Genomic DNA, 22,565 nt, shown 5'->3' with positions numbered 1-22,565 from the left:
TATAGCGAACTTTTGCTCATACTCAACCCGAACAGGGGAAAGGAAGTTACGTGCTAGACGTAAACTTCTTCGATGAACTCCGGATCGGCCTGGCCTCCGCTGAAGACATCCGGAACTGGTCTTTCGGTGAGGTGAAGAAGCCGGAGACCATCAACTACCGCACGCTCAAGCCGGAGAAGGATGGCTTGTTCTGCGAGAAGATCTTCGGTCCCACCCGGGACTGGGAGTGCTACTGCGGCAAGTACAAGCGCGTGCGCTTCAAGGGCATCATCTGTGAGCGCTGTGGCGTCGAGGTCACTCGCGCCAAGGTGCGTCGTGAGCGGATGGGCCACATCGAGCTGGCCGCTCCGGTCACGCACATCTGGTACTTCAAGGGCGTTCCGTCGCGTTTGGGCTACCTGCTCGACCTGGCGCCGAAGGATCTCGAGAAGATCATCTACTTCGCCGCCTACGTCATCACCTCGGTGGACGAGGAGCTCCGTCACAACGAGCTGTCCACCCTCGAGGCCGAGATGGAGGTCGAGAAGAAGCAGGTCGCCGATACCCGCGACGCCGACCTCGAGGCTCGCGCGCAGAAGCTCGAAGCCGATATCGCCGAGCTGGAGGCCGAGGGCGCCAAGTCCGACGTCCGCCGCAAGGTGAAGGACGGCGGCGAGCGCGAGATGCGTCAGCTGCGCGACCGTGCGCAGCGTGAGCTGGATCGTCTCGACGAGATCTGGACCACGTTCGTCAAGCTGTCCAAGAAGCAGCTGATCATCGACGAGCTGATCTACCGCGAGCTGCAGGACCGCTACGGCGAGTACTTCACCGGTGCCATGGGCGCGGAAGCGATCCAGAAGCTGATGGAGACCTTCGACATCCCGGCCGAGGCCGAGAACCTGCGCGAGACCATCCGGTCGGGCAAGGGCCAGAAGAAGCTTCGCGCGCTGAAGCGTCTCAAGGTCGTCGCCGCGTTCCAGATGAACGGCAACTCGCCCATGGGCATGGTGCTGGACGCCGTCCCGGTGATCCCGCCGGAGCTGCGCCCGATGGTTCAGCTCGACGGTGGCCGCTTCGCGACCTCCGACCTGAACGACCTGTACCGCCGCGTGATCAACCGCAACAACCGTTTGAAGCGACTGATCGACCTGGGTGCGCCCGAGATCATCGTGAACAACGAGAAGCGCATGCTTCAGGAGTCGGTCGACGCGCTGTTCGACAACGGTCGTCGTGGCCGTCCGGTCACCGGTCCGGGTAACCGCCCGCTGAAGTCCCTGAGCGATCTGCTCAAGGGCAAGCAGGGTCGTTTCCGTCAGAACCTGCTCGGCAAGCGCGTGGACTACTCGGGCCGTTCGGTCATCGTGGTCGGTCCGCAGCTCAAGCTGCACCAGTGTGGTCTGCCGAAGCTGATGGCGCTCGAGCTGTTCAAGCCGTTCGTCATGAAGCGTCTGGTGGATCTCAACCACGCGCAGAACATCAAGTCCGCCAAGCGGATGGTCGAGCGTCAGCGCGCTCAGGTGTGGGATGTCCTGGAAGAGGTCATCTCCGAGCACCCGGTGCTGCTGAACCGCGCGCCCACCCTGCACCGCCTGGGTATCCAGGCCTTCGAGCCGCTGCTGGTCGAAGGCAAGGCCATCCAGCTGCACCCGCTCGTGTGTGAGGCGTTCAACGCCGACTTCGACGGTGACCAGATGGCCGTGCACCTTCCGCTGTCCGCGGAGGCGCAGGCCGAGGCCCGCATCCTGATGCTGTCCTCGAACAACATCCTGTCGCCGGCCTCGGGTCGACCGCTGGCCATGCCGCGTCTGGACATGGTGACGGGTCTGTACTACCTGACCCGTCTCGTGGACGGCGCCAAGGGCGAGTACCGTCCCTCCACCAAGGATTCGGCCGAATTCGGTGTCTACTCTTCGCCTTCCGAGGCGCAGATGGCCGTCGACCGCGACGAGCTGACCGTGCGTTCGCTCATCAAGGTGCGGCTGACCGAGCAGCGTCCGCCGAAGGACATCGAGGCGGAGCGCTTCCCGGACGGCTGGCGTCGAGGCGATGCCTGGACCGCCGAGACCACCCTGGGTCGCGTGCTGTTCAACGAGTTGCTGCCCGCGGACTACGCGTTCATCAACGAGCAGATGCCGAAGAAGCGTCAGGCGACGATCATCAACGATCTCGCCGAGCGCTACCCGATGATCGTGGTCGCGCAGACGGTCGACAAGCTCAAGGACGCCGGCTTCTACTGGGCCACGCGTTCGGGCGTCACCGTCTCCATGTCGGACGTTCTGGTTCCGCCAGAGAAGCCCGAGATCATGGAGCGCTACGAGGCGCTGGCCGACGCGATCGAGAAGAAGTACCAGCGTGGTGCCCTCGATCACCAGGAGCGCAACAACGCCCTGGTCAAGATCTGGCAGGAAGCGACCGAAGAGGTCGGTACGGCTCTGCGGGCGCACTACCCGCCGGACAACCCGATCATCACGATCGTCGAGTCGGGCGCCACGGGTAACTTCACCCAGACTCGTACCCTCGCCGGTATGAAGGGCCTGGTGACGAACCCGAAGGGTGAGTTCATCCCGCGTCCGATCAAGTCCTCGTTCCGTGAGGGCCTGACCGTTCTCGAGTACTTCATCAACACGCACGGCGCTCGTAAGGGTCTGGCCGACACCGCGCTTCGTACCGCCGACTCGGGTTACCTGACCCGTCGTCTGGTGGACGTGTCGCAGGACGTCATCGTGCGCGAGACCGACTGTGGCACCGAACGCGGCATCATCGTCGCGATCGCCGAGAAGCAGGCCGATGGCACGCTGATCCGCGACGCGCACGTGGAGACCAGCACCTACGCTCGTACGCTGGCCTCGAACGCGCTCGACGCCAAGGGCAACGTCGTGGTGGAGAAGGGTCACGATCTCGGCGACCCGACCATCGAGACGCTGCTCGAGGCCGGTATCACCGAGGTGAAGGTTCGCTCCGTGCTGACCTGCACCACCGGCACCGGCGTGTGTGCGACCTGCTACGGCCGCTCGATGGCGACCGGCAAGCTGGTCGACATCGGTGAGGCCGTCGGTATCGTCGCCGCGCAGTCCATCGGTGAGCCCGGTACCCAGCTGACGATGCGTACCTTCCACCAGGGTGGTGTCGCGGGCGATGACATCACCGGCGGTCTGCCCCGCGTGCAGGAGCTCTTCGAGGCTCGTGTGCCCAAGGGCAAGGCCCCCATCGCGGAGGTCTCCGGCCGGGTGCGCATGGAGGACGACGACCGCTTCTACAAGATCACCATCATTCCGGACGACGGTTCGGACGAAGTGGTCTACGACAAGCTGTCCAAGCGTCAGCGTCTGCGTGTGTTCAAGCACGAGGACGGCTCCGAACGCCTGCTCGCCGACGGCGATCATGTCGAGGTCGGCCAGCAGCTGCTGGAGGGCTCGGCGGATCCGCACGAGGTGCTGCGCGTGATGGGTCCCCGTCAGGTGCAGATCCACCTGGTGCACGAGGTCCAGGAGGTGTACCGGTCGCAGGGTGTGTCCATCCACGACAAGCACATCGAGGTCATCGTCCGTCAGATGCTGCGCCGCGTCACCATCATCGATTCGGGTGCCACCGAGTTCCTCCCCGGTTCGCTGGTGGAGCGCTCGGAGTTCGAGAACTCGAACCGTCGCGTGGTGTCCGAGGCGGCCGAGCCCGCGTCGGGTCGCCCGGTCCTGATGGGTATCACCAAGGCGTCGCTGGCCACCGATTCGTGGCTCTCGGCGGCCTCTTTCCAGGAGACCACCCGAGTGCTGACGGACGCGGCCATCAACTGCCGTTCCGACAAGCTGATCGGCCTGAAGGAAAACGTCATCATCGGCAAGCTGATCCCTGCCGGTACCGGTATCAACCGCTACCGCAACATCCAGGTTCAGCCCACCGAGGAGGCCCGCCAGGCCGCGTACGCTGTCCCGTCCTACGACGACAGCTACTACAGCCCGGACGGCTTCGGCACCTCGACCGGCGCCGCTGTGCCGCTCGACGACTACGGCTTCAGCGACTACCGCTGATCCGCTGGTCAGGCCAAACGCATTCGGCCCCCGCTCCTTTCGGAGCGGGGGTCGTTTCGCGTCACGGGGCCGAGCGTTCCGATGCACATGGCGGCCGCGCTGGTCATGCGCGAGGCGACAGGTTCAGAGCCCACCGCGTCGAGGCTCCAGGTGGGCGCGCTCGGCTGACCGGGTCGCTCCGGTGATCGATCGGAGTGCGTGCGTGGGTTCCGCCGGGCGCGACCTCCGGCACCGGGTGAGCCGCGTCGAGCGGTGGCGTCGCCGGGACCGGTGACGAATCGGGTTCGAGGGTGTGAAGCGGCTGATCTCGCGACGGACCGGCGGTAGGGTTCGGCTATGACAGCTGTTCGGGGCGGTGTTGTTCGGCGAGGTTCGGTCGTGGCGGTGCTGTGCGGGGTGGCGCTAAGTGTGGGCGTGCCCGCGGAAGCCGCGCCCGCGGGTGGCCGGTTCGGCGGTTGCCATCAGGGGAGTGTGCTGACGGGGGAGCGGGTTCCGGGGACCGGGAGCGCCGGGCAGACCGTGCGGCGCCGGGGCGAGGTGTGGGAGTGCGCGAGTTCGCTGCTGCCCGGGGTGGTTTCGGGCCGTTTCCGCGCGGAACTTCCGTGGCTGAGCTTCGGGACGGTGACATCCGGCGCGTTCGAGTGGTCGGACGGCAGCGTCAGTACCGTTGCCGGACTTCCCAATACGCTCTGGCAGATCACCGCCGGACCGGCTGAGGGCCACGTCCTGCGCTTCGATCTCGTCAGCGAGATGAACGGTGACTGGTACTACACCGACAACGCCATGGCCATCCTCGGCGTGACATTCGTCAGTTAGGCCGATGTGCCGCAACGGCAGTCGCCCCGCACCGGATTCGGTGTGGGGCGACTGCCGTCACGCGTGGGATCGGTGCGGGGCGACTTGTGGTGAGGTGCACGGTGTCTCGTCGCGAGCTGCCCGCCGTGCGCTGCCCCCGCCGTGCGGTGTGCCTGTGTGTCAGTTGCCGGGCTGTGGTGCCGGGAGTGCGTCGAAGAGGGGGCGGGCGGCCTGGGCCGCGCCCGGGACGAGGCTGTCGGCGTAGGCGAGGGCGGCCTCGACGGCGGGTTGGCCGCCGGCCTGCTGCAAGCCGATGGCTCCGCCGATGAGGGCGCCCACGACGGTGGTGATCGGAATGGTGATGAAGTCCAGGATGAACAGGCCGGCGGGGAAGCCGAGCAGGAAGCCGATGGCTCCGCCGATGGCCGCGCCGGTGGCGACGGCGGGCAGGTTGGCCTGCACGACGTCGAAGAAGTGCTGCTGGGCGTTGATGTCACGCAGCGCCACCGGTGATTCGGCGACGGGGGTGAGGGTGAGGCGGCGGTTGCCGTCCTCGATCTTCGGGGTGAGCTCGAGGGTCTTGCCCGCGACGTCGTACTTCAGCGGGACGGTGGCGACCGAGATGCCCGCGTCGTCGGTGACGATGACGGCCTGGCCGTCCCAGGTGGCCAGGAAGCGGCCCGCGTTCAGGGTGCTGACGGTGGCGCGGTTGTCCTGGGTCACAGCGACCTCGTACCCGATGTTGTGATCGGTCCCCTGCACGCGCAGGCCGGGCTGTGCGGCGGCGTCGTCGGCGGTCGCCGGGCCCGCGGTGACAGTGGCCGCGATCGTGGTCGCAGCGAGGCAAAGCAGTGCTGGTGCAATGGTTTTGGTGATACGCATGTGGCTTCTCTCGAGATTGCTGGCCGGTCCCCCGTATCTGCCGAAGAACCTACCGTCATCGCGTCGGGTTAGGTAGACCCGCGTCCCAGATGCGCCGCTCACGGTTCGCCGAGCCGCACCACCACGACGCCGGTGAGGATCAGTGCGCCGCCCAGCAATTGGATGGGATGCGGTGTTTCGCCGAGCAGCGCCCAGGCGAACAGGATGGCCGCCAGCACCTCCGACAGTGCGGCGAACGAGGCCAGCCGGGAGCCGAGCAGTCGGGTCGCGGCGATGCCGGACACGTACGAGATGGCGGCGGTGACCACCCCGAGCGCGAGGATCGGCACCCACCAGCCGACTGTCGATCCCTGGAACTCGACCCGAGTCGTGTTCGCGTGCAACGGCACTATGCCGATCAGTCCGGCCAGCAGAATGCCGAGCCCGCCGATGAGCAGTCCGCCGGTGGCCAGCACGGTTCCGGGCACGGTGTCGCCGCTGTGCGCGGAGAGGATGAAATACCCTGCCGCGCCGATCATCGCGCCCAGCGCCCAGGCGATGCCGACCCAGCTGGTGTCCACCCCCGAGCGCAGATCGAGTACCAGAATCAGTCCGGCGATGCCGATGATCGCCCCGAAAACCGTTGCGCGATTAGGTCGTTGGCTGTGGTGCAGCCACAGCCACACCACCACCGCGATCGGTGCGGTGTATTCGATCAGCAGCGCCGCCCCGACCTCCATGTGCGCCACGGCGTTGAAGTAGCACAGCTGCGCACCCGCGACCGCGAGGAGTCCGTATCCGCCGAGCAGTGAGGCGTTGCGCCGCAGCAGATTCCATTCGCCGTGCAATTGCACCAGCGCCACCGGCAGCAGCACGAGCGCCCCGAGCAGTACCCGCACGATCACGACCGAGGCCGGACTCCAGCCCGAGTCCAGCAGTCCGCGGGCCAGCGGCCCCGACAATCCGAACGACGCCGCCGACAGGGCGGCGATGAGCAACCCCGATCGCAGTCGGCCGCTCGCCACCGTGTCATCAGTCAACGTCGTCATGACTAATGACGGTAAGGACCGGGTGTGTAATATGTCAACATGCTTTTCGCTGATGACACGGTGGCGTCGATGGCCGCGGCGGTCGAACTGGTCAATTCGGCCGAAGTCCCGGATACGATGACCGAGATCGCCCAGCTGGACGAGTTTTTCGATCGGCATCGCTATTCGGGTGATCGCACCCGCGACGCCGGCGAACTCACCGCCGTCCGCGCTCAGCGCGCGCCGCTGCGCCGCCTGCTCACCGCCGACCGCGACACCGCCGTGGGCCTGGTCAACGACATCCTGGCCGCGCACCGGGCCGTCCCGCGCCTGGTCCGCCACGACAACCTCGACTACCACGTGCACGCGGTTCCCTCGAACGCCCCGCTCGATGTCCGCATCGCCGTCGAGACCGCCATGGCCATGATCGACCTCATCCGCGCCGACGAACTGACCCGCCTGTCCATCTGCGCCGACGACACCTGCGAAGGCATAGTTCTGGACCTGTCCCGCAACCGTTCTCGCCGCTACTGCAGCACCGCCTGCGGCAATCGCAATGCCGTGGCCGCCTACCGCGCCCGCCAGAAGTAGGCGTTCGCCGCGACCGCCCTCGACGTCACCACCGCTCAGGCGCGGCGCAGCGTCATCTCCATGACCGGGTACGGCTCGGAGGATTTCCCCTCCGGCACCAGATCACCCGGCACCGCGTTCTTCATCCACAGCCGCAGTTGCTCGGGATCGGTCGCGTCGAGTCCGATCAGCCACCGCCAGCCCTCCCCGTAATTGCCCTCCACCACGACGGTCTCGTCCGCGCCGGGTTGTCCGGTCAGCGTCATGGCCGCGGGTTGCTGATGCCACGAGTCGCCCCACAGCACCACGGGTGAGCCGTCGCCGGTCGACCCGATCGTGAGCAGCCCCTCCTGCGGTCCGTCCTCGGGATGCCGCCAGCCGTACGCCACCGCGGTCAGATGCCCGCCGGCGGCGCTCGTCACGGTCGCGGTCGAGGGGAATTCCGCCATCGCGTCGTCCGGCATCAACCGGAATCCGTTCGTTCCGGTCCAGGATCCCGCCGCATTCGAAAAAGTCGTCACCCGCCCGACGCTAGTGGGCGGCGCCCGGCGCCGATATCGCGGCACGCCAGACCGCCCGGGAATGTCGAGGGGAATTCATCGTGATTTCTCCGCGTGCAGAGCACCTCGGCAAGGCGGTGGGTTCGGTGTTAGCGTGCCTTGAGTTCGTACCGTCCTATGGGGGTTTCCACACCATGCCGATGAAAACGCAAGCGGGCCTGCGTCCTTACGACGTGGTGCTGATAGGTGGCGGAATCATGAGCGCCACGCTTGCGATCCTGCTCAAGCATCTGGAACCCACCTGGACGATCGCGGTGTTCGAGAGATTGCCCGAAGTCGGTGCGGAGGCGTCGGCGGCTTGGCACAATGCCGGGACCGGTCACGCCGGACTGTGTGAGCTCAACTACACGAGCGAGAATCCCGACGGCACCATCGATATCGACAAGGCCGTCGCGGTCAACGAACAGTTCCAGTTGACCCGGCAGTTGTGGGCCGCGCTGGTGGAAGCCGGAATCCTCGGCAAGCCGGAGACTTTCATCAATCCGATGCCGCATATGACGCTGGTGCACGGTCGCGAGGAGGTCGATTTCCTGCGTCGCCGCCATGAGGTCATGTCCGGGCATCATCTGTTCGAGAACATGCGATTCAGTGACGACCTCGACACCATCGGCCAGTGGGCTCCGCTGCTCACCCGGGATCGCGCGGCGGGCGAGCCGATCGCCGCGACCCGCGATATCACCGGCAGCGACGTCGATTTCGGTGAGCTCACCGAGCAGATGTTCCATCACCTGCGCTGGCAGGACGTCGAGATTCACCGTAGTTGCGAGGTGCGCGGTCTGCGCCGGAACAACGACGGGACATGGCAATTGCGCGTCGACTGGCGCACCGACGGGGATCGCCTGACCCGAAAGGTCGATGCCCGTTTCGTTTTCGCCGGTGCGGGCGGCTGGGCGCTGAAAGTGTTGCAGAAAGCCGGAATTCCGGAGGTGCGCGGTTACGGCCTGCTTCCGGTGAGCGGCCGATTCCTGCGTTGTGACAATCCGGCGGTGGTGGAGCGGCACGAGGCCAAGGTGTACGGGAAGGCTCCGGCCGGAACGCCTCCGATGTCCATGCCGCACTTGGATACTCGGGTCGTGGACGGCCGGCGTGCCCTGTTGTTCGGACCCTATGCGGGCGTGAATCCGAAATTCCTGAAGAAGGGTTCGATTCTGGATGCCCCGGCGTCGGTGCGGCGGCACAATATCGCGCCGCTCACCGCGATGCTCAAGGACAACCTGCCGTTGATTCGGTTGCTGGTGTCGCAGGTGACCGCCACTCGCAAGAAGAAAATGGCGGTGCTGCGCGAATTCGCGCCCAGTGCGAATGCCGAGGACTGGACCATGATCACCGCCGGGCAGCGCGCGCAGATCGTGAAGGCCGATCCCGAGCACGGCGGCGTGCTCCAGTTCGGTACCGAAGTCGTTGCCTCCCATGATGGTTCGATCGCTGCGGTGCTCGGTGCGTCGCCGGGCGCCTCGACCGCGCCCTCGATCGTGCTCGACGTGCTGCACCAGTGTTTCCCGCGCTATCGGCGGATCTGGGAGCCGCGGCTGCGCGAGCTCATGCCGACCCTCGGGGTGAGCCTGGCGCACGACGCGCGCCTGGCCCGCCAGACCATGGCCCGCACCGCCGAGGTGCTCGGCTTGCAGGCGCGGTCGATCGGTTGAGTCCCAGCCCGTGGCCCCATCGCCGGGTTCAGGCAGGAAGGTGGCATGGACAAGCCCGCGCCCGCCCGGTATGAAAATAGAACACGTTTCATTTTGGGTGTTCTATAGGAGATGCGATGGACAGCGCCACCATGGGTGATCTGGTGATGGAGGGCTTCAAGAAGCTGGGCTTCATCCAGTTCACCGGCATCGAGGCGGTCGAATACGCCAGCGGGCGCAATGTGGTGAGCATGGCGCCCAAGCCGGAACATCTCAACCACAACGGGGACGTGCACGCCGCACTGCTGTTCGGCCTCGCCGAGACCGCCGCCATGGGCGCGTCCATCTCCGGCATCGTCGATCTGATGGGGGCCACCTTCATCGTCGCCCGCGACGGCCGCATCGAGTACCTGGCCCGCGCCAAGGGCGAGGCGGGCCCGTTCCTGGCGACCTCGGAGCTCTCCGCCGAGACCATCGCGCAGACTCGCGCGGATATCGACGCCCGCGTCGAAATCGAACTCGAGGTGCCGGTGCTGATCACCGACAGCACCGGCAAATCCGTCGCCTCGGCGGCCTTCACGGCGGTGATCCGCCCGCGCCGCCAATAGGCCCCGAGGGACCGGCCCGGCAGACCGAAGAGAGCAGGCCCGATGCGAAAACATCGGGCCTGCTTCGTATTCGGTGAGACCCGGCGGCCCTGCTGCCCAGGGTGTCGCGAACGGGACCGACGGTCCGAGGTTTCGCTCGCCCCGGGGCGGTGTGGCGTGAAGTGCTCAGCGCTCGCTGTCGAGCATCGCCATTTGTGCGGCGGCGTAGCGCTCGCCCGCGATCCGGTCGGCGGGGACGGCCTCCTCGATGGCGGCGAGCTCCTGCGGCGACAGCTGGATCGACAGTGCGCCGACGGCTTCGGTCCAGCGCTCCGGTCGGCGCGCGCCGATGACCGGCACGATGTCCTGGCCACGTGAGAGCACCCACGCGATGGCCAGTTGCGCGACGCTCACCTCGTGCGTGGCGGCGATCTGTGCGAGCGCATCGACCAATCGCAGGTTGGCGGTGAGGTTCTCGCCCTGGAAGCGGGGCGAGTGCGCGCGGAAGTCTCCGGCCGCGAACTGGGTGGCGCCGCGCAGCGAATCGCTGAGCAAGCCGCGGGAGAGCACCCCGTACGCGGTGATCCCGATCCCGAGTTCCCTTGCGGTGGGCAGGATTTCGGCCTCGATGCCGCGCGAGATGAGCGAGTACTCGATCTGCAGGTCCGCGATCGGGTGCACGGCCGCCGCCCGGCGCAGCGTGTCCGCGCCGACCTCGGAGAGCCCGATGTGCCGGATGTACCCGGCTTTCACCAGCTCGGCGAGACCACCGATGGTCTCCTCGATCGGAACGTTCGGGTCCAGCCGCGCGGGCCGGTAGATGTCGATGTACTCCACCCCGAGCCGCTGCAGCGAGTAGGTCAGGAAGTTGCGGGTGGCCGCGGGCCGGGTGTCGACGCCGCCGAAGCTGCCGTCCGGACCGCGCAGCGCGCCGTATTTGACGCTGAGCAGCACGTCCTCGCGCGGGGCTTGCGCGAGTGCGCGGCGAATGAGCAGTTCGTTGTGCCCGGCACCGTAGAAGTCACCGGTGTCGATGAGGTTCGCGCCGGAGTCCAGGGCGGCATGGATGGTCGCGATCGACGTGGCCTCATCCGACTCCCCGTACATACCGGACATCCCCATGGCTCCGAGGCCGATGCGGGAAACGCTGGGTCCGCTCTCGCCGAGCCGGACGCTGTCGAGCTTGTTCGTCGTCATGAGAACAACACTGACCCGCGCGCACCGATCCCGGGAGAGGACCGCTTATCGGGGGACCGGTTGTACCTGGATGCGGAGTGCGAGGCGGGGGAGAGTGGTGGAATGAACCGCGCCGAACTGGCAGATTTTCTCCGCCGCCGCAGGGAGGGCCTCCAGCCCGCTGCCGTCGGGCTGCCCCCGGGTGTGCGGCGACGCACTCCCGGCCTGCGGCGCGACGAGGTGGCGCTGCTGGCGGGCATGTCCACCGACTACTACACCCGGCTGGAGCAGGCCCGCGGCCCGCGTCCGTCGGTGCAGGTGCTGGCGGCGCTGGCCCGGGCGCTGCGCTTCACCGACACCGAGCGCGATCACCTGTACCACCTGGCCGGCCAGCAGCCGCCCGCGCGCGGTGGTGACACCCACGTGGGTCCGGGCATCATGCACGTGCTCGCGAAGTTGGACGACACCCCGGCCTGCGTCATCTCGGATCTGGGCGAGGTGCTGGTGCAGAACCGCATGCACGCGCTGCTGTCCGGGGATTTCTCCCAGCGCCGGGGCCTGGATCGGTGCGTTCCGTGGCTGTGGTTCACCGATCCCTCGACCCGGGATCGCTTTCCCGCCGAGGACGCGGAGGCCATGAGCCATAAGCACGTGGCGGACCTGCGCGTCACCGCCGCCCGCCGAGCGGGCGACTCCGACGTCACCGAGTTGGTCGCCCGCCTGCGCGAGACGAGCGCCGAGTTCCGGCGGATCTGGGACGAGCACGAGGTGGGCACCGGCCTGGGTCTGACGAAACGCATGATCCATCCGCAGATCGGCATGTTCGAGCTGGTCTGCGAACCCCTGCTCACCCCGAGCGCCACCCGCCAGGTGCTGGTCTACTACCCCGCACCCGGCACCGACACCCAGGACAAACTCGACCTGCTTCGCGTCATCGGCACGCAGACTCTCAGCGACCGCACCTGAGCGCGAGGTTCCGGACCGGCCGTGCCTCCGGGCCGGGGCCGCGGTGATGCCCGGGCAGACTCTCGGTGACCGCATCCAGCCGCGAGGTTCCGGATCGGCTTTCCCCGAGACAACGGCGGCGATGACGCACGCCCACGCCCACGTGCGCGGTCCGGCCCCGAACCTGCCTGGTCCGGGGCCGGAAGCACGGTGCGGTGGAAGCACGGTGCGAGGAGCGAATGTCAGTCGTGCGCTACCCCGCACCTGCGCTTGCGCGGCTTCAGATGCAGTCCGGGAAGGGGTGGCGCGGGAATGCGTTCCTCCGGCTTGTGCCCGGCGATATCCGGGAACCGTTCCAGATCGTGGCTCTCCCAAGCATTTCGGGCGTCCACGATCTGATCGTGACTGCGCGCCACGAAGTTCCACCACATCACCAGGTCCTCGCCGAACGGTTCACCGCCGACGAGAATCGCGTGCGCGCCCTGAACGCTGCCGAGCGGCAGTTCGTTTCGATCGCTGCCCAGATAGAACAGGCTGCCGGGCGCGACGGTGGTCCCGTCGGCGGTGAGTTCGCCCTCGATCACCAGCAGCGCGTGTTCGAAGTCCGGATTCAACGGCAGCGCCGCGGTGGCTCCCGCGTCGAGGCGCAGATCCGCGCCCACGATCGGGGTGTACGCCTTGGCCGGCGAGGTGGCCGCGCCGAGGGTGCCGATCAGCACGACCGCGTGCAGCCCCGGCAGCTCGACCTCGGGCAGATCGCGGTGCTGCTCGAAATGCGGTGCGACAGAAACCTTGTCGCCGGGCAGCGCGATCCACAGCTGGATTCCGGCTCCGGACTCGTGACCCTCGACCCGATATTCCGAATGCGCGATCCCACGACCGGAGGTCATGATGTTCAACTGCCCCGGCCGGATCTGCACATCCGACCCGACGCTGTCGCGGTGCCGAATGCGCCCGTTCACGGGCCAGGTGACCGTTTGCAATCCGATGTGCGGATGCGGGTCGATATCGTGCCCCTGGGGCCGGGCGACGGAATCGGAACCGAAATGGTCCAGGAAACACCACGCCCCGACGGTGGGCAGATCCCGCTGCGGCAGCGACCGGAATACGGTCACCCCGCGCACCCCGCCCAGCGGCACCTCGCGGGAGGGAAAGAATTCCGCACGGGGCCCGGGCTTTCCGGAGGATTCACATGCGGCTTCCTCCGGGTGCGGCTCCAGGTCGCTCATCGTTTGATGCCCTTGCCCACCACGTGCTCGTCGAATTCGGGGTGCTTGTCCAGCCAGGCCTTGATGAACGGGCAGCGCGGCACGATGGCCCGCCCGCGCGCGATCACGTCTTCGACGGCACTGCGGGCCAGCGCACTGCCGAGCCCCTTTCCGCTGAACGCGCTGTCCACCTCGGTGTGAATAAAGGTGGTGTCGTCGTTCTCATGCTCGCGGTATTCGGTGAAACCCGCGAGCGAGTTGCCGAACCACACCTCGTATCGGTGTTGCGAGTCGTTCCGGACGACGGCGGCCGCCACAGCCTGTTCGCTCATTTTTCAGTTCTCCTTCCGCACCCGCACCGGATGTTTGCTGAAGATCGATACGCGATTGAACGCGCCGATCGTGGTCGCAGCCCAGACGAGCACGGACAATTGATCGTCCGACAAATGTTGCCGCGCAGCAGCATACGCATTCGCCATGGTGTTCTCGTCGGGCATCTCGGTGACCGATTCCGCGAGCGTGAGGGCCGCTTGCTCCTGGTCCGAATACAGGGTTGCGCTGCGCCGCCAGGCCGGCAGCACATCGAGTTGCTGAATGGTCACCCCGGCCTCGCGGGCGGCCCTGGCGTGCACATCGAGGCAATAGGCGCAGCCATTGAGTTGCGATACCCGCACGTTCACCAATTCCATCACCGCCCGCCCCAGCCCGGCCGCCTCGGCGGCCCCGCGTACCGCCAGGGCCACACTGTTGAGTGCGTGATAGATCTCGGGTGTCTGCTTGTCCAGCCAGACCCGTTCGTGAGCTACAGACGACTGCATAGTGCAGGCATCGTAAGCCGAGAAGTTGAACCGTGCCTTCCGGTCTGTTGAATTACCCGACCGGCGCGTGAGTCGGGAATTTCAGCGGTGTTCAGTGACATGGCGCGGGGTCATGGCGCGGGCTGCTCGCCCCTCGCCGCATGCCCGCCCGGGAGCTCCACGCAGTCGGCATTGGCGGACCTGATCGCGGATAGGCACGAGGTCGCGCGCGGGGCAAGGGTTTCGCTCCGATTGCGCCCAGGGGCATAACCATCGGGTCGCTGCTGTTGATCATCGATCGAATGGTCCCTGAGAAGTCCGGAGCAGGCATGAGCAGCACTACCGTCAGCGCGAGCGTGCGCACCCGCGTGCAGATTCCGCTGACCTTCGGCGACGGGTATTCGACCCTGGCGCAGGCGGTCACCTTCGACGGCCTGGCCGACGGCCGGGAGCACGTCGCCTTCATCCTGGGAAACCCGGCGCTGGGAGACCTGGCGCCGACCCTTCCCTTCGAGCCCGGCGCGACGCCGCTGGTCCGCCTGCACTCGGAATGCCTCACCGGCGACGTCTTCGGCTCCGCCCGCTGCGACTGCGGCCCGCAGTTGCGCGAGGCCGCCGAGCGCATCACCGAGGCCGGTGGAGTGCTGCTGTACCTGCGTCAGGAGGGCCGCGACATCGGGCTCTACAACAAGCTCGACGCGTACGCCCTGCAGGATTCGGGCCTGGACACCTATCAGGCGAACGCCGCGCTCGGCCTGCCCGAGGATGCCCGCGACTACACCGCCGCCGCCCAGATGCTGGCCGCCCTCGGCATCACCGAACTGGATCTGCTCACCAACAATCCCGACAAGGGGCAGCAGCTCACCGCGCTCGGCGTGACCGTGCGCGACACCCTCCCCACCGAGGTGCACGCCACCCCCTCGAACCTGCGCTACCTGCGCGCCAAGGCCGAGCACACCGGGCACACCATCAGCCTCGCCGGTTGAACGGAGGTCCCGGTACAACGGTGTGCCGACACGTCGAGCCCCGCACGGACGATCGTGCGGGGCTCGAGTGCATCGTCGGTGGATTCGCTTGTGGCCCAGCGGTTTCCCGGGTAGACCGAGTGAATTCGCCCGAGTGCCAGGCAGATTCGTGCGGGCGTGGCTCCACGAGCCCTACTGTGCCTCGCTGACAATTCTTTTCGACACGGTCCGCCAGTCGACGGTCGGATTGCCCTCGTAGTGCGCGATCTTGCAGTCCAGGACGGCGACCGTGTTCTGCAACTCCGCGATCTGCGCGAGCACCTCCGAGCGGGTCCGCCGGAACATCTCGAGTCGCTCCGGGAACGTATGGTCCCCGGCCCGGACGAGTTCCGCGTACCGGACCATGTCCGCGACCGACATCCCGGTGCGCCGCAGCTTGCCGATCAGCTCCAGCCAGTCCAGGTCCCGGTCGCAGAACCGCCGCTGCCCGGCGTGATCGCGGCCGACGTAGGTCATCAACCCGATCCGCTCGTACCAGCGCAGCGTGTCCCGGGTCAGCCCGCACCGCTCGGACACCTCGCCGATCGAGTAGCGCGGCCGCTCGTAGTCCAGGTCCTGCTGCGGCTGTTCCGGTGCCGTCTGTACCGGCGCTGTCGTCACGCTCACGGTCCCGCCTTCCGTTCGGTCGACCATCGACTAGGTCCGCCATCGACGCTAACCGCCTGGAGTGCACTCCAGGCAAGTCCATTCTGACCGACTCGGCGGCGGCCCGCATCCCCGGCTGCCGGGTTCTTTTCGCCCCTTTCGCGCCTACTCTGGGATTCATGGCGAAAGAGATCGATCGGAATCGGGCGCGATCGGCGCTGGAGACCGTGAAGGAACAGCCGGTCATCGCGGCCATTGCCGCCCTGCCGGTGCTGGTCGTGCTCGGGGTCGTGTGGGCGGTGGCGGGGTTCGTCCCGGCGCTGCTTTTGCTGCTCGTGGGCGGCGGCATCCTCGTGTGGCGGGGCCGGCTGATCCGCTAGCGGGGTACGTGGAAGGTGACCAGGTCACCCGTGCCCGGGTCGGCGTCGGCCCACGGCCGGTCGAATTCGATGACCGCCAGCGCCGAGGTCGGGAACTTGGTGCTGAGCCGCGCCGCGGCGGGGGTGCTCCGATTGGAGGCCAATTCCCAAGCGGTCCAGGGCATTCCGGGGGAGTGCCCGATCATGAGCAGGGTCCGCACGGCGTCGTCGGCGAGGTGCACGAGTTCCATCAGCGTGTGCGGTGAGGCGTCGTAGATCGCCTTCTCGAACGACACGGGGGCGGTGATGCCGGTGGCCGCGAGCGTCTCGCGGGTGCGGGTCGAGGTGGAACACAGCACGGCGTCGATGGCCGGTTGCGTGGCGCGCAACCAGTCCCCGGCCAGTCCGGCCTCGCGCAGGCCGCGGGGTGCGAGCGGCCGCTCATGGTCCGCCACGCCGTCCGGGTAGCCGGATTTGCCGTGTCGCATCAAGATGAGGGTCCGCGCCATACGTACTACGGTAGGCGTCTCTCCGGTCCCGGCAGGAGACGGGCCTCACACTCGAGGCACACTGAAGGGGGCGTCATACCTGGGACCGACCGGTGCCGGGGACGACGCATATATTAGAACGTGTTCTACCGACCCCGCTCGAACCCGAGCTGAGTAGCACCACGCGACTGTTTCGAGGATCTGCGAGATATGGCCTATGTGATCACGCAGCGTTGTTGCAACGACGCCAGCTGCGTACCTGAGTGTCCGGTCGATTGCATTCGTCCCACTCCTGAGCAACGCGAGTTCGCAACGACCGAGCAGCTCTACATCGACCCCGACACCTGTATCGACTGCGGCGCCTGCGTGGATGCCTGCCCCGTCGATGCCATCGCCTCCGAAGACGACCTGCTCGCTTCGCTGGCGCGGTTCAAGGACATCAATGCCGCCTACTTCGAGCGGCATCCCCTGGAGTCGAATTTCGAGCCGCTGGTCGCGCCGAGCCGCGCGCCCAAGGAATTGGGCACATTGCGCGTCGCCGTCATCGGCGCGGGCCCGGCCGCCTGTTACGCGGCCGAGGAACTGCTACGCCGTGCCGATGTGGAGGTGGAGCTTTTCGACCGGCTGCCCACCCCGTACGGCCTGGTGCGCGCGGGCGTCGCCCCCGACCACCCGGGCACCAAGGCGGTGTCGAGCCTGTTCGAGTCCGCGTTCCGGCGCGAGGCCCTGCAGTTCCGGCTGAATGTCGAAGTGGGCAAGCACCTCTCGCATCAGGAACTGCTCGATCACCACCACGCGGTGGTGTACGCCGTCGGCGCGGCCACCGACCGCCGCCTGAACGTGCCCGGCGAGGACCTGCCCGGCAGCCACTCGGCCACCGAGTTCGTCGCCTGGTACAACGGTCACCCGGACTTCGCGAACCGCGAGTTCGACCTCTCGGGTGAGCGGGCCGTCATCGTCGGCAACGGCAATGTCGCGCTCGACGTGGCGCGCGTGCTCACCGTGCACCCGGACGAGCTGGGCAAGACCGATATCGCCGACCACGCCCTGGACGCGCTGCGCCGCAGCAACATCCAGGAGGTCGTCGTGCTCGGCCGGCGCGGTCCGCTGCAGGCGGCGTACACCTCGTCGGAGTTCCTGGCGCTCGCGCATCTGAAGGGCATCGACGTGATCGTCGACCCGGCGGATCTGGAACTGGACCACGCGTCCCAGGCCCTGCTGGACGACCCGGAGATCGAACCGTCGCTGAAGCTCAAGTACACCCTGGCGCAGGAGTACGCGGCCAAGACGCCGACCCCGGGCAACAAGCGAATCGTGTTCCGCTACCTGGTCTCTCCCACCGCCGTCACCGGCGAGGGCAAGGTCGAGGGCATCGAGTTCGTGCACAACGAGCTCGTGCAGGAGAACGGCCGGACCGTGGCCATCGCGTCGGATCGCACCGACTCGCTGGGCGCGTCGCTGGTGCTGCGCTCCATCGGCTACCGCGGTGAGCCCGTCGCCGACGTCCCCTTCGACGAGGAGAGCGGCGTCATCCCGAACGAGCACGGCCAGGTGCTCGCCGACGGCGAACCCGTTCAGGGCGTGTACGTCTCGGGCTGGATCAAGCGCGGCCCGCGCGGCGTCATCGGCTCCAACCGGGTCGACTCGCAGGAAACCGTCGATCGCTTGATCGCGGATTTCGTGGCGGGCAAGCTGGCCGCTCCGACGGCCGGTCGCGCGGCCCTCGAGGCCCTGCTGGCCGAGCGTCAGCCGGACATGGTCGGGCGCGACGGCTGGAAGGCCATCGACCAGGCCGAGCGCACGGCGGGCAAGGCCGCGGGCCGCCCGCGCGTCAAGTTCACCAGCCTCGAGGATCTGCTCAAGGCGGCCAAGGGCTAGGCGCACCCCGCTGTGACGGGAACGGCCCCACCGATGAGTCGGTGGGGCCGTTCCCGTCAGCGTCGCGGTGGGCCGTCGATCAGCTCGGCAGCGGGCCGATGCGCACCGCGGTGGTGGTCAGGCCGCCGACCGCGAACCAGAGCCGCAGCAGCGGATGGCCGGTGCGATCACCCGGTTCGTAGCGGCTGCGCACGCTCACGTGCTGCCGCGCCAGCACCGGCGCGATGTACTCGATGACCGCGCGATGCGGCCCGGCCACCAGCTTCGGATAATCGACCAGGTACTGCTCCACGGCCTGCCAGTACGCGGCATTGTTGACGTGGTTGTACTGGTCGATATCGGTGGCGCGCACCGGGAACGGATTGTCGGTGTCGGACTCCGGCGGGGTCTGATCGGTGAGCCAGGGCCGCCAGCGCAAACGGTGCTCGTCGGTGGTGCTGGACAGGTGCGCCAGCATGTCGTCGCTGATCCGGGTCGGCATATTGGTGAATTCGTTGATATTGATCCAGAATCCCTCGGTCTCGATGAGACCGCCGTTCTCGCTGGTGATCCGCACCCGCATATTCGTCCAGCGGGTGGACACCGCCGAACACCAGCGCCGCAATTCCACCCGGTCGGGCCAGTGGATCGGCCGGATCACATCCACCACCGTGCGGCGTACGATCCAGGCCGGGTCACTGTGCTGGAACGCCCCGGATTGCATTTCCTCCCAGGCGATGTCCTGCAGATAGCGGGCGACGGCATCGAAGCGCACCCGCTGATAGGGATCGACATCGCCAGCCCGGACGGGCCACGCCGAAGCGAAACCCATGCCCTCCTCGGGAAGCGGGGCGAGTGGCTGATCGAGTGACACTGGTGCTCCTCGCGCTGCATTGTTCGCCGCGCTTCTTGCGTGCTTACTGTGGTGCTTGCTGTGACATGACTTTACGGGTCGTGCCTCACACCCTCGCGTCGAGTGGCCCCCTCATCTTTCGGGGCACCCGACTTCCTTCGACTATGACACCGGCGTCGTGACTATGACACCGCCCAGCGACCTATGACACCGCCCAGCGACCTATGACACCGCCCAGCCGGTGCCGCCGATTCGATTTCCCCGGGTGTGAAAGGGGCGAGGGGCATGACAGTGCGGGGGTGGGGCCGTAGCCTTTTGCGTGTAGATCCACGGCAGGGGAGGCGGCGCGCGTGGGGGCAGGTGACAGGGCTGGGTCGCGGTTCGGGCAATACGAACTGCGGCAGTTGCTCGGGGTCGGCGGTATGGGTGAGGTGTACGAGGCCTACGACACCGTCCGGGACCGCGTGGTCGCGGTGAAGCTGCTCGACGTGGAATTGGCGAAATCGCCGACCTACGTGGAGCGTTTCCGCCGCGAATCCCGCACGGCCGCTCGATTGCAGGAACCCCATGTCATCCCGGTGCACGATTGGGGTGAGGTCGAGGGTGTCCTGTTCATCGACATGCGCCTGGTGCGCGGCCAGGACCTGAAGAATTACCTGCGGGACGAAGGACCGATGCCGCCCGCTCAGGCCATCGCGGTGGTGGACCAGATGGCGGCGGCGCTGGACGCCGCGCACGAGTCCGGGCTGGTGCATCGCGATATCAAGCCCGCCAATATCCTGCTCACCGGCGAATTGTTCGCGTACCTTGTCGATTTCGGAATCGCGCACACCGAATCCGACGCGCAGCTGACCAGCATGGGCAGTGCCATCGGGTCGTTCGCCTATATGGCGCCGGAGCGGTTCGAGCAGGACGCCGCGGTCTCGCCGTCCGCCGATATCTACGCGCTGGCCTGTGTCCTGTACGAATGCCTCACCGGTGAGGTGCCGTTCAAGACCGACAGCAATCTCGGAACCATCCGGGCCCACATGATGACCCCGCCTCCGCGACCCAGTGCCCGGACCGGCGTGCCCGCCACCTTCGACGAGGTGATCGCCATCGGCATGGCGAAGGATCCGGCCCGCCGCTACGCCTCCGCCGGTCAGCTGGCCCGGGGCGCGCGGGCCGCCCTCGCCCGTGCCGCCCAGGGCGACACGACCCGCGCCTCCGCGCCGGCTCCGACCATGGTGAATCGAAAGCTCTCCCAGCCGGTTTCGCCCATCGCCTATCCGCCGACCCGCGAGCACACCTCGGGGCAGGCCGATCAGCGCGGTTATTCGGGGCCGCAACAGATGTCGGGACCGCAGCAGTACTCCGATCCCCAGCAGTATTCGGGGCCACAGCAGTACTCGGGGCCTCAGCACTATTCGGGGCCACAGCACTATTCGGGACCGCAGCCCTCGCACCCGTCCGCGCCGCAGCCGATGTACTACACCGCACCGCAGCCACAGCGAGAGCATCCGTCCGCGCCGCTCCCACTGCCGCCCCCGCGGCGCGGTTCGCTGCCGATCCTGCTCGGCGCGCTGGTCGGATCGGTCGTGGTGCTCGGCGGCCTGCTCGGCTGGATCCTGTTGGCGGACAACGGGAACGGCGACACCCGGGGCGGCGGAACCACCGCGCCGATCACCCAGCCCGCGAGCACGACCGGCCCGGTGCGGGGATCCACGCCCGCGACCACCGCGCCCGTGACCACAGCGCCCGTGACCACAGCGCCCGTGACCACCACGTTGCCCCCGCTCAACGGCAGCGTATCCGGTACGGACACACAGGGTTTCGTGGGCGAGAGCGGCGCCCGCTGCAATGCCGACAACCCCGCCGTGGCGATCGGCCGCACCTCCGCCTCCCAGGTGGTGATCTGCCGCACCGGGGTGGGTCGCTACTACTACAAGGGCGTGCGGATCAGCGACGGCGCGGGCATCGAACTCGACGATCCGGTGCCCAGCGGTTCCGGCTCGTACACCGCGACCAATCCGAAGGACGGGACCCGCTACCTGATCACCGCCACCTCGTTGACCATCGTGAACGGTGGCGATGTCAAGGCGAACGAATCGATGATCGAGTACGCCTACCGGTGATCCGGCACATCCTTCGATCCGGCACATCCTTCGAAAACCATGGAAAAGCGGTCGACCGGGACAATTCGATCGGGCATGGACTAAGTTCGGAAATGTCGCTGATTCTCACAGCAGCACTGGGATTGATCGGAGTTGATCGAGTATGCGCGCAGCCGTGCTGAGCAAGCTGGAAGGCCCGGAAGCCATCGAGGTCCTCGATGTTCCGGAGCCCGCGATCTACCCCGGCGGCGTCCTGATCGACGTCCACGCGGCCGGTATCGCCTTCCCCGACGTGCTCATGACCCGCGGTCTCTACCAGATGAAGCCGCCGCTGCCCTATGTCGTGGGCTGCGAGGTGGCCGGCATCGTGCGCGAGGCCCCCGAGGACGCGCACGTGCGGCCCGGCGATCGCGTGGTCGCGCTGACCCTGCTCGGCAACGCCGCCGCCGAGGTCGCGGTCGCGCCCGTCGGCATGGTGTTCAGGCTGCCGGACAACGTCTCGCTCGAAGCCGGCGCGGGCGTGCTGTTCAACGATCTGACCGTGCATTTCTGCCTGCGCAATCGCGGCCGCCTGGCCGAGGGCGAGACCGTGCTGGTGCACGGCGCCGCCGGCGGTATCGGCACCTCCACGCTGCGCATCGCCCAGGCTCTGGGCGCGGGCCGCGTCATCGCCGTGGTGAGCACCGAGGAGAAGGCCGAGGTGGCCCGCGCCAACGGCGCGACCGATGTGGTGCTGACCGACGGCTGGCTGGCCGCGGTGAAGGAACTCACCGGCGGCCGCGGCGTCGACATCGTGCTGGATCCGGTCGGCGGTGATCGCTTCACCGACAGCATCCGCTCGCTCGCCTCGGGCGGTCGCGTACTGGTCGTCGGCTTCACCGCCGGTGACATCCCCACCGTCAAGGTGAACCGCCTACTGCTCAAGAACGTCGAGGTGATCGGCGCGGCCTGGGGCGAATGGGTGATGTCCCACCCCGGCTATCTGCAGGAACAGTGGGCCGAGGTGGAGCCGCTGCTGGCCAACGGCAAGATCAACCCGCCGGACCCGATCATCTACGCGCTCGCGCACACCGCCGAGGCCGTGTCCGCGCTCGACAAGCGCACCGCCACCGGCAAAGTCGTCGTCACGCTGCGCTGAGTCGATGTCCG

At 67.4% G+C, this 22,565-nt stretch carries 21 protein-coding genes; 11 read left to right on the top strand and 10 right to left on the bottom strand.

Annotation, left to right across the window (positions count from 1 at the left end; translation table 11 throughout):
• The first annotated feature begins 50 nt into the window (after positions 1–50).
• The gene (locus NJ1_RS28730; RefSeq protein ID WP_067700035.1) at positions 51–4,004 is read left to right on the top strand and encodes a DNA-directed RNA polymerase subunit beta'; all 3,954 of its coding nucleotides are present in this window, start codon (positions 51–53) and stop codon (positions 4,002–4,004) included.
• Between the two features lie 336 nt (positions 4,005–4,340).
• Complete coding sequence (locus NJ1_RS28725) at positions 4,341–4,820, top strand: hypothetical protein (RefSeq protein ID WP_157574296.1); 480 nt, start codon at positions 4,341–4,343, stop codon at positions 4,818–4,820.
• A 159-nt stretch (positions 4,821–4,979) separates the two neighbouring features.
• Here the strand turns inward: NJ1_RS28725 and NJ1_RS28720 are convergent, their stop codons facing one another.
• Together NJ1_RS28720 and NJ1_RS28715 are read right to left on the bottom strand one after the other, a co-directional pair.
• A complete protein-coding gene (locus NJ1_RS28720; protein ID WP_067700028.1) occupies positions 4,980–5,681 on the bottom strand; it encodes a DUF8020 domain-containing protein in 702 nt (233 codons plus the stop codon).
• Positions 5,682–5,779: 98 nt separating this feature from the next.
• A complete protein-coding gene (locus NJ1_RS28715; protein WP_067700026.1) occupies positions 5,780–6,709 on the bottom strand; it encodes an EamA family transporter in 930 nt (309 codons plus the stop codon).
• Between the two features lie 39 nt (positions 6,710–6,748).
• Here NJ1_RS28715 and NJ1_RS28710 point away from each other — a divergent pair, with 39 nt between their 5' ends.
• On the top strand, positions 6,749–7,279 hold the full coding sequence (locus NJ1_RS28710; RefSeq protein WP_067700023.1) for a CGNR zinc finger domain-containing protein: 531 nt from the start codon (positions 6,749–6,751) through the stop codon (positions 7,277–7,279).
• 35 nt (positions 7,280–7,314) lie between these two features.
• Here NJ1_RS28710 and NJ1_RS28705 read toward each other — a convergent pair whose 3' ends face one another.
• The gene (locus NJ1_RS28705; RefSeq protein ID WP_218025278.1) at positions 7,315–7,779 is read right to left on the bottom strand and encodes a hypothetical protein; all 465 of its coding nucleotides are present in this window, start codon (positions 7,777–7,779) and stop codon (positions 7,315–7,317) included.
• 173 nt (positions 7,780–7,952) lie between these two features.
• Here NJ1_RS28705 and mqo point away from each other — a divergent pair, with 173 nt between their 5' ends.
• Together mqo and NJ1_RS28695 are read left to right on the top strand one after the other, a co-directional pair.
• The gene (gene mqo / locus NJ1_RS28700; protein ID WP_339381139.1) at positions 7,953–9,464 is read left to right on the top strand and encodes a malate dehydrogenase (quinone); all 1,512 of its coding nucleotides are present in this window, start codon (positions 7,953–7,955) and stop codon (positions 9,462–9,464) included.
• A 116-nt stretch (positions 9,465–9,580) separates the two neighbouring features.
• Entirely contained in the window at positions 9,581–10,051 is a 471-nt protein-coding gene (locus NJ1_RS28695; protein ID WP_067700020.1) for a PaaI family thioesterase, read from the top strand.
• A 165-nt stretch (positions 10,052–10,216) separates the two neighbouring features.
• On the opposite strand, the gene NJ1_RS28690 is transcribed toward NJ1_RS28695, so the two are convergent.
• Entirely contained in the window at positions 10,217–11,227 is a 1,011-nt protein-coding gene (locus NJ1_RS28690; protein WP_067700017.1) for an aldo/keto reductase, read from the bottom strand.
• Positions 11,228–11,329: 102 nt separating this feature from the next.
• Between NJ1_RS28690 and NJ1_RS28685 the strand changes: the two genes are divergently transcribed.
• On the top strand, positions 11,330–12,172 hold the full coding sequence (locus NJ1_RS28685) for a helix-turn-helix transcriptional regulator (protein ID WP_067700145.1): 843 nt from the start codon (positions 11,330–11,332) through the stop codon (positions 12,170–12,172).
• A 221-nt stretch (positions 12,173–12,393) separates the two neighbouring features.
• On the opposite strand, the gene NJ1_RS28680 is transcribed toward NJ1_RS28685, so the two are convergent.
• From NJ1_RS28680 to NJ1_RS39825, 3 genes are read right to left on the bottom strand one after another with little or no spacing between them, the layout of a single operon-like run.
• Complete coding sequence (locus NJ1_RS28680; protein WP_067700014.1) at positions 12,394–13,380, bottom strand: pirin family protein; 987 nt, start codon at positions 13,378–13,380, stop codon at positions 12,394–12,396.
• On the bottom strand, positions 13,377–13,691 hold the full coding sequence (locus NJ1_RS39830) for a GNAT family N-acetyltransferase (RefSeq protein ID WP_067700011.1): 315 nt from the start codon (positions 13,689–13,691) through the stop codon (positions 13,377–13,379). The genes NJ1_RS28680 and NJ1_RS39830 overlap by 4 nt, the downstream gene beginning before the upstream one ends.
• A gap of 3 nt (positions 13,692–13,694) precedes the next feature.
• Positions 13,695–14,177, bottom strand: a complete 483-nt coding sequence (locus NJ1_RS39825) for a carboxymuconolactone decarboxylase family protein (protein ID WP_067700007.1) — start codon at positions 14,175–14,177, stop codon at positions 13,695–13,697.
• Between the two features lie 308 nt (positions 14,178–14,485).
• Between NJ1_RS39825 and NJ1_RS28665 the strand changes: the two genes are divergently transcribed.
• A complete protein-coding gene (locus NJ1_RS28665) occupies positions 14,486–15,142 on the top strand; it encodes a GTP cyclohydrolase II (protein ID WP_067700005.1) in 657 nt (218 codons plus the stop codon).
• Between the two features lie 171 nt (positions 15,143–15,313).
• On the opposite strand, the gene NJ1_RS28660 is transcribed toward NJ1_RS28665, so the two are convergent.
• Positions 15,314–15,787: a MerR family transcriptional regulator gene (locus tag NJ1_RS28660; protein ID WP_245717621.1), complete on the bottom strand. Its 474-nt coding sequence runs from the start codon at positions 15,785–15,787 to the stop codon at positions 15,314–15,316.
• Positions 15,788–15,945: 158 nt separating this feature from the next.
• On the opposite strand from NJ1_RS28660, the gene NJ1_RS28655 reads away from it, so the two are divergent.
• Positions 15,946–16,146, top strand: coding sequence for a hypothetical protein (locus NJ1_RS28655; protein WP_067700002.1), 201 nt, complete (start codon positions 15,946–15,948; stop codon positions 16,144–16,146).
• On the opposite strand, the gene NJ1_RS28650 is transcribed toward NJ1_RS28655, so the two are convergent.
• Positions 16,143–16,634: a SixA phosphatase family protein gene (locus NJ1_RS28650; protein ID WP_067699998.1), complete on the bottom strand. Its 492-nt coding sequence runs from the start codon at positions 16,632–16,634 to the stop codon at positions 16,143–16,145. The two genes, NJ1_RS28655 and NJ1_RS28650, sit on opposite strands and share 4 nt — an antisense overlap.
• 189 nt (positions 16,635–16,823) lie before the next feature.
• Here NJ1_RS28650 and NJ1_RS28645 point away from each other — a divergent pair, with 189 nt between their 5' ends.
• The gene (locus tag NJ1_RS28645; protein WP_067699994.1) at positions 16,824–18,491 is read left to right on the top strand and encodes an FAD-dependent oxidoreductase; all 1,668 of its coding nucleotides are present in this window, start codon (positions 16,824–16,826) and stop codon (positions 18,489–18,491) included.
• Between the two features lie 79 nt (positions 18,492–18,570).
• Here the strand turns inward: NJ1_RS28645 and NJ1_RS28640 are convergent, their stop codons facing one another.
• On the bottom strand, positions 18,571–19,344 hold the full coding sequence (locus tag NJ1_RS28640) for an acyl-[acyl-carrier-protein] thioesterase (RefSeq protein ID WP_218025277.1): 774 nt from the start codon (positions 19,342–19,344) through the stop codon (positions 18,571–18,573).
• A gap of 329 nt (positions 19,345–19,673) precedes the next feature.
• Between NJ1_RS28640 and NJ1_RS28635 the strand changes: the two genes are divergently transcribed.
• The gene (locus tag NJ1_RS28635; RefSeq protein WP_084478952.1) at positions 19,674–21,437 is read left to right on the top strand and encodes a serine/threonine-protein kinase; all 1,764 of its coding nucleotides are present in this window, start codon (positions 19,674–19,676) and stop codon (positions 21,435–21,437) included.
• A gap of 142 nt (positions 21,438–21,579) precedes the next feature.
• Positions 21,580–22,554, top strand: a complete 975-nt coding sequence (locus tag NJ1_RS28630; protein ID WP_067699981.1) for an NADPH:quinone oxidoreductase family protein — start codon at positions 21,580–21,582, stop codon at positions 22,552–22,554.
• Positions 22,555–22,565: the final 11 nt, after the last annotated feature.

This window comes from Nocardia jejuensis NBRC 103114 (assembly GCF_001613145.1).
GTDB classification, from domain to species: Bacteria; Actinomycetota; Actinomycetes; order Mycobacteriales; family Mycobacteriaceae; genus Nocardia; species Nocardia jejuensis.
Note: the sequence above shows the minus strand (reverse complement) of the source record. Positions and strands in the feature narration are given on the sequence as shown.

What these genes read in the sequence shown, in the direction of transcription:
- NJ1_RS28725 (WP_157574296.1), top strand. Translation starts at nt 4,341, where the DNA reads ATGACAGCTGTTCGGGGCGGTGTTGTTCGGCGAGGTTCGGTCGTGGCG.
- NJ1_RS28720 (WP_067700028.1), bottom strand. Translation starts at nt 5,681, where the DNA reads ATGCGTATCACCAAAACCATTGCACCAGCACTGCTTTGCCTCGCTGCG.
- NJ1_RS28715 (WP_067700026.1), bottom strand. Translation starts at nt 6,709, where the DNA reads ATGACGACGTTGACTGATGACACGGTGGCGAGCGGCCGACTGCGATCG.
- NJ1_RS28710 (WP_067700023.1), top strand. Translation starts at nt 6,749, where the DNA reads ATGCTTTTCGCTGATGACACGGTGGCGTCGATGGCCGCGGCGGTCGAA.
- mqo (WP_339381139.1), top strand. Translation starts at nt 7,953, where the DNA reads ATGCCGATGAAAACGCAAGCGGGCCTGCGTCCTTACGACGTGGTGCTG.
- NJ1_RS28695 (WP_067700020.1), top strand. Translation starts at nt 9,581, where the DNA reads ATGGACAGCGCCACCATGGGTGATCTGGTGATGGAGGGCTTCAAGAAG.
- NJ1_RS28690 (WP_067700017.1), bottom strand. Translation starts at nt 11,227, where the DNA reads ATGACGACGAACAAGCTCGACAGCGTCCGGCTCGGCGAGAGCGGACCC.
- NJ1_RS28685 (WP_067700145.1), top strand. Translation starts at nt 11,330, where the DNA reads ATGAACCGCGCCGAACTGGCAGATTTTCTCCGCCGCCGCAGGGAGGGC.
- NJ1_RS28680 (WP_067700014.1), bottom strand. Translation starts at nt 13,380, where the DNA reads ATGAGCGACCTGGAGCCGCACCCGGAGGAAGCCGCATGTGAATCCTCC.
- NJ1_RS39830 (WP_067700011.1), bottom strand. Translation starts at nt 13,691, where the DNA reads ATGAGCGAACAGGCTGTGGCGGCCGCCGTCGTCCGGAACGACTCGCAA.
- NJ1_RS39825 (WP_067700007.1), bottom strand. Translation starts at nt 14,177, where the DNA reads ATGCAGTCGTCTGTAGCTCACGAACGGGTCTGGCTGGACAAGCAGACA.
- NJ1_RS28665 (WP_067700005.1), top strand. Translation starts at nt 14,486, where the DNA reads ATGAGCAGCACTACCGTCAGCGCGAGCGTGCGCACCCGCGTGCAGATT.
- NJ1_RS28655 (WP_067700002.1), top strand. Translation starts at nt 15,946, where the DNA reads ATGGCGAAAGAGATCGATCGGAATCGGGCGCGATCGGCGCTGGAGACC.
- NJ1_RS28650 (WP_067699998.1), bottom strand. Translation starts at nt 16,634, where the DNA reads ATGGCGCGGACCCTCATCTTGATGCGACACGGCAAATCCGGCTACCCG.
- NJ1_RS28645 (WP_067699994.1), top strand. Translation starts at nt 16,824, where the DNA reads ATGGCCTATGTGATCACGCAGCGTTGTTGCAACGACGCCAGCTGCGTA.
- NJ1_RS28630 (WP_067699981.1), top strand. Translation starts at nt 21,580, where the DNA reads ATGCGCGCAGCCGTGCTGAGCAAGCTGGAAGGCCCGGAAGCCATCGAG.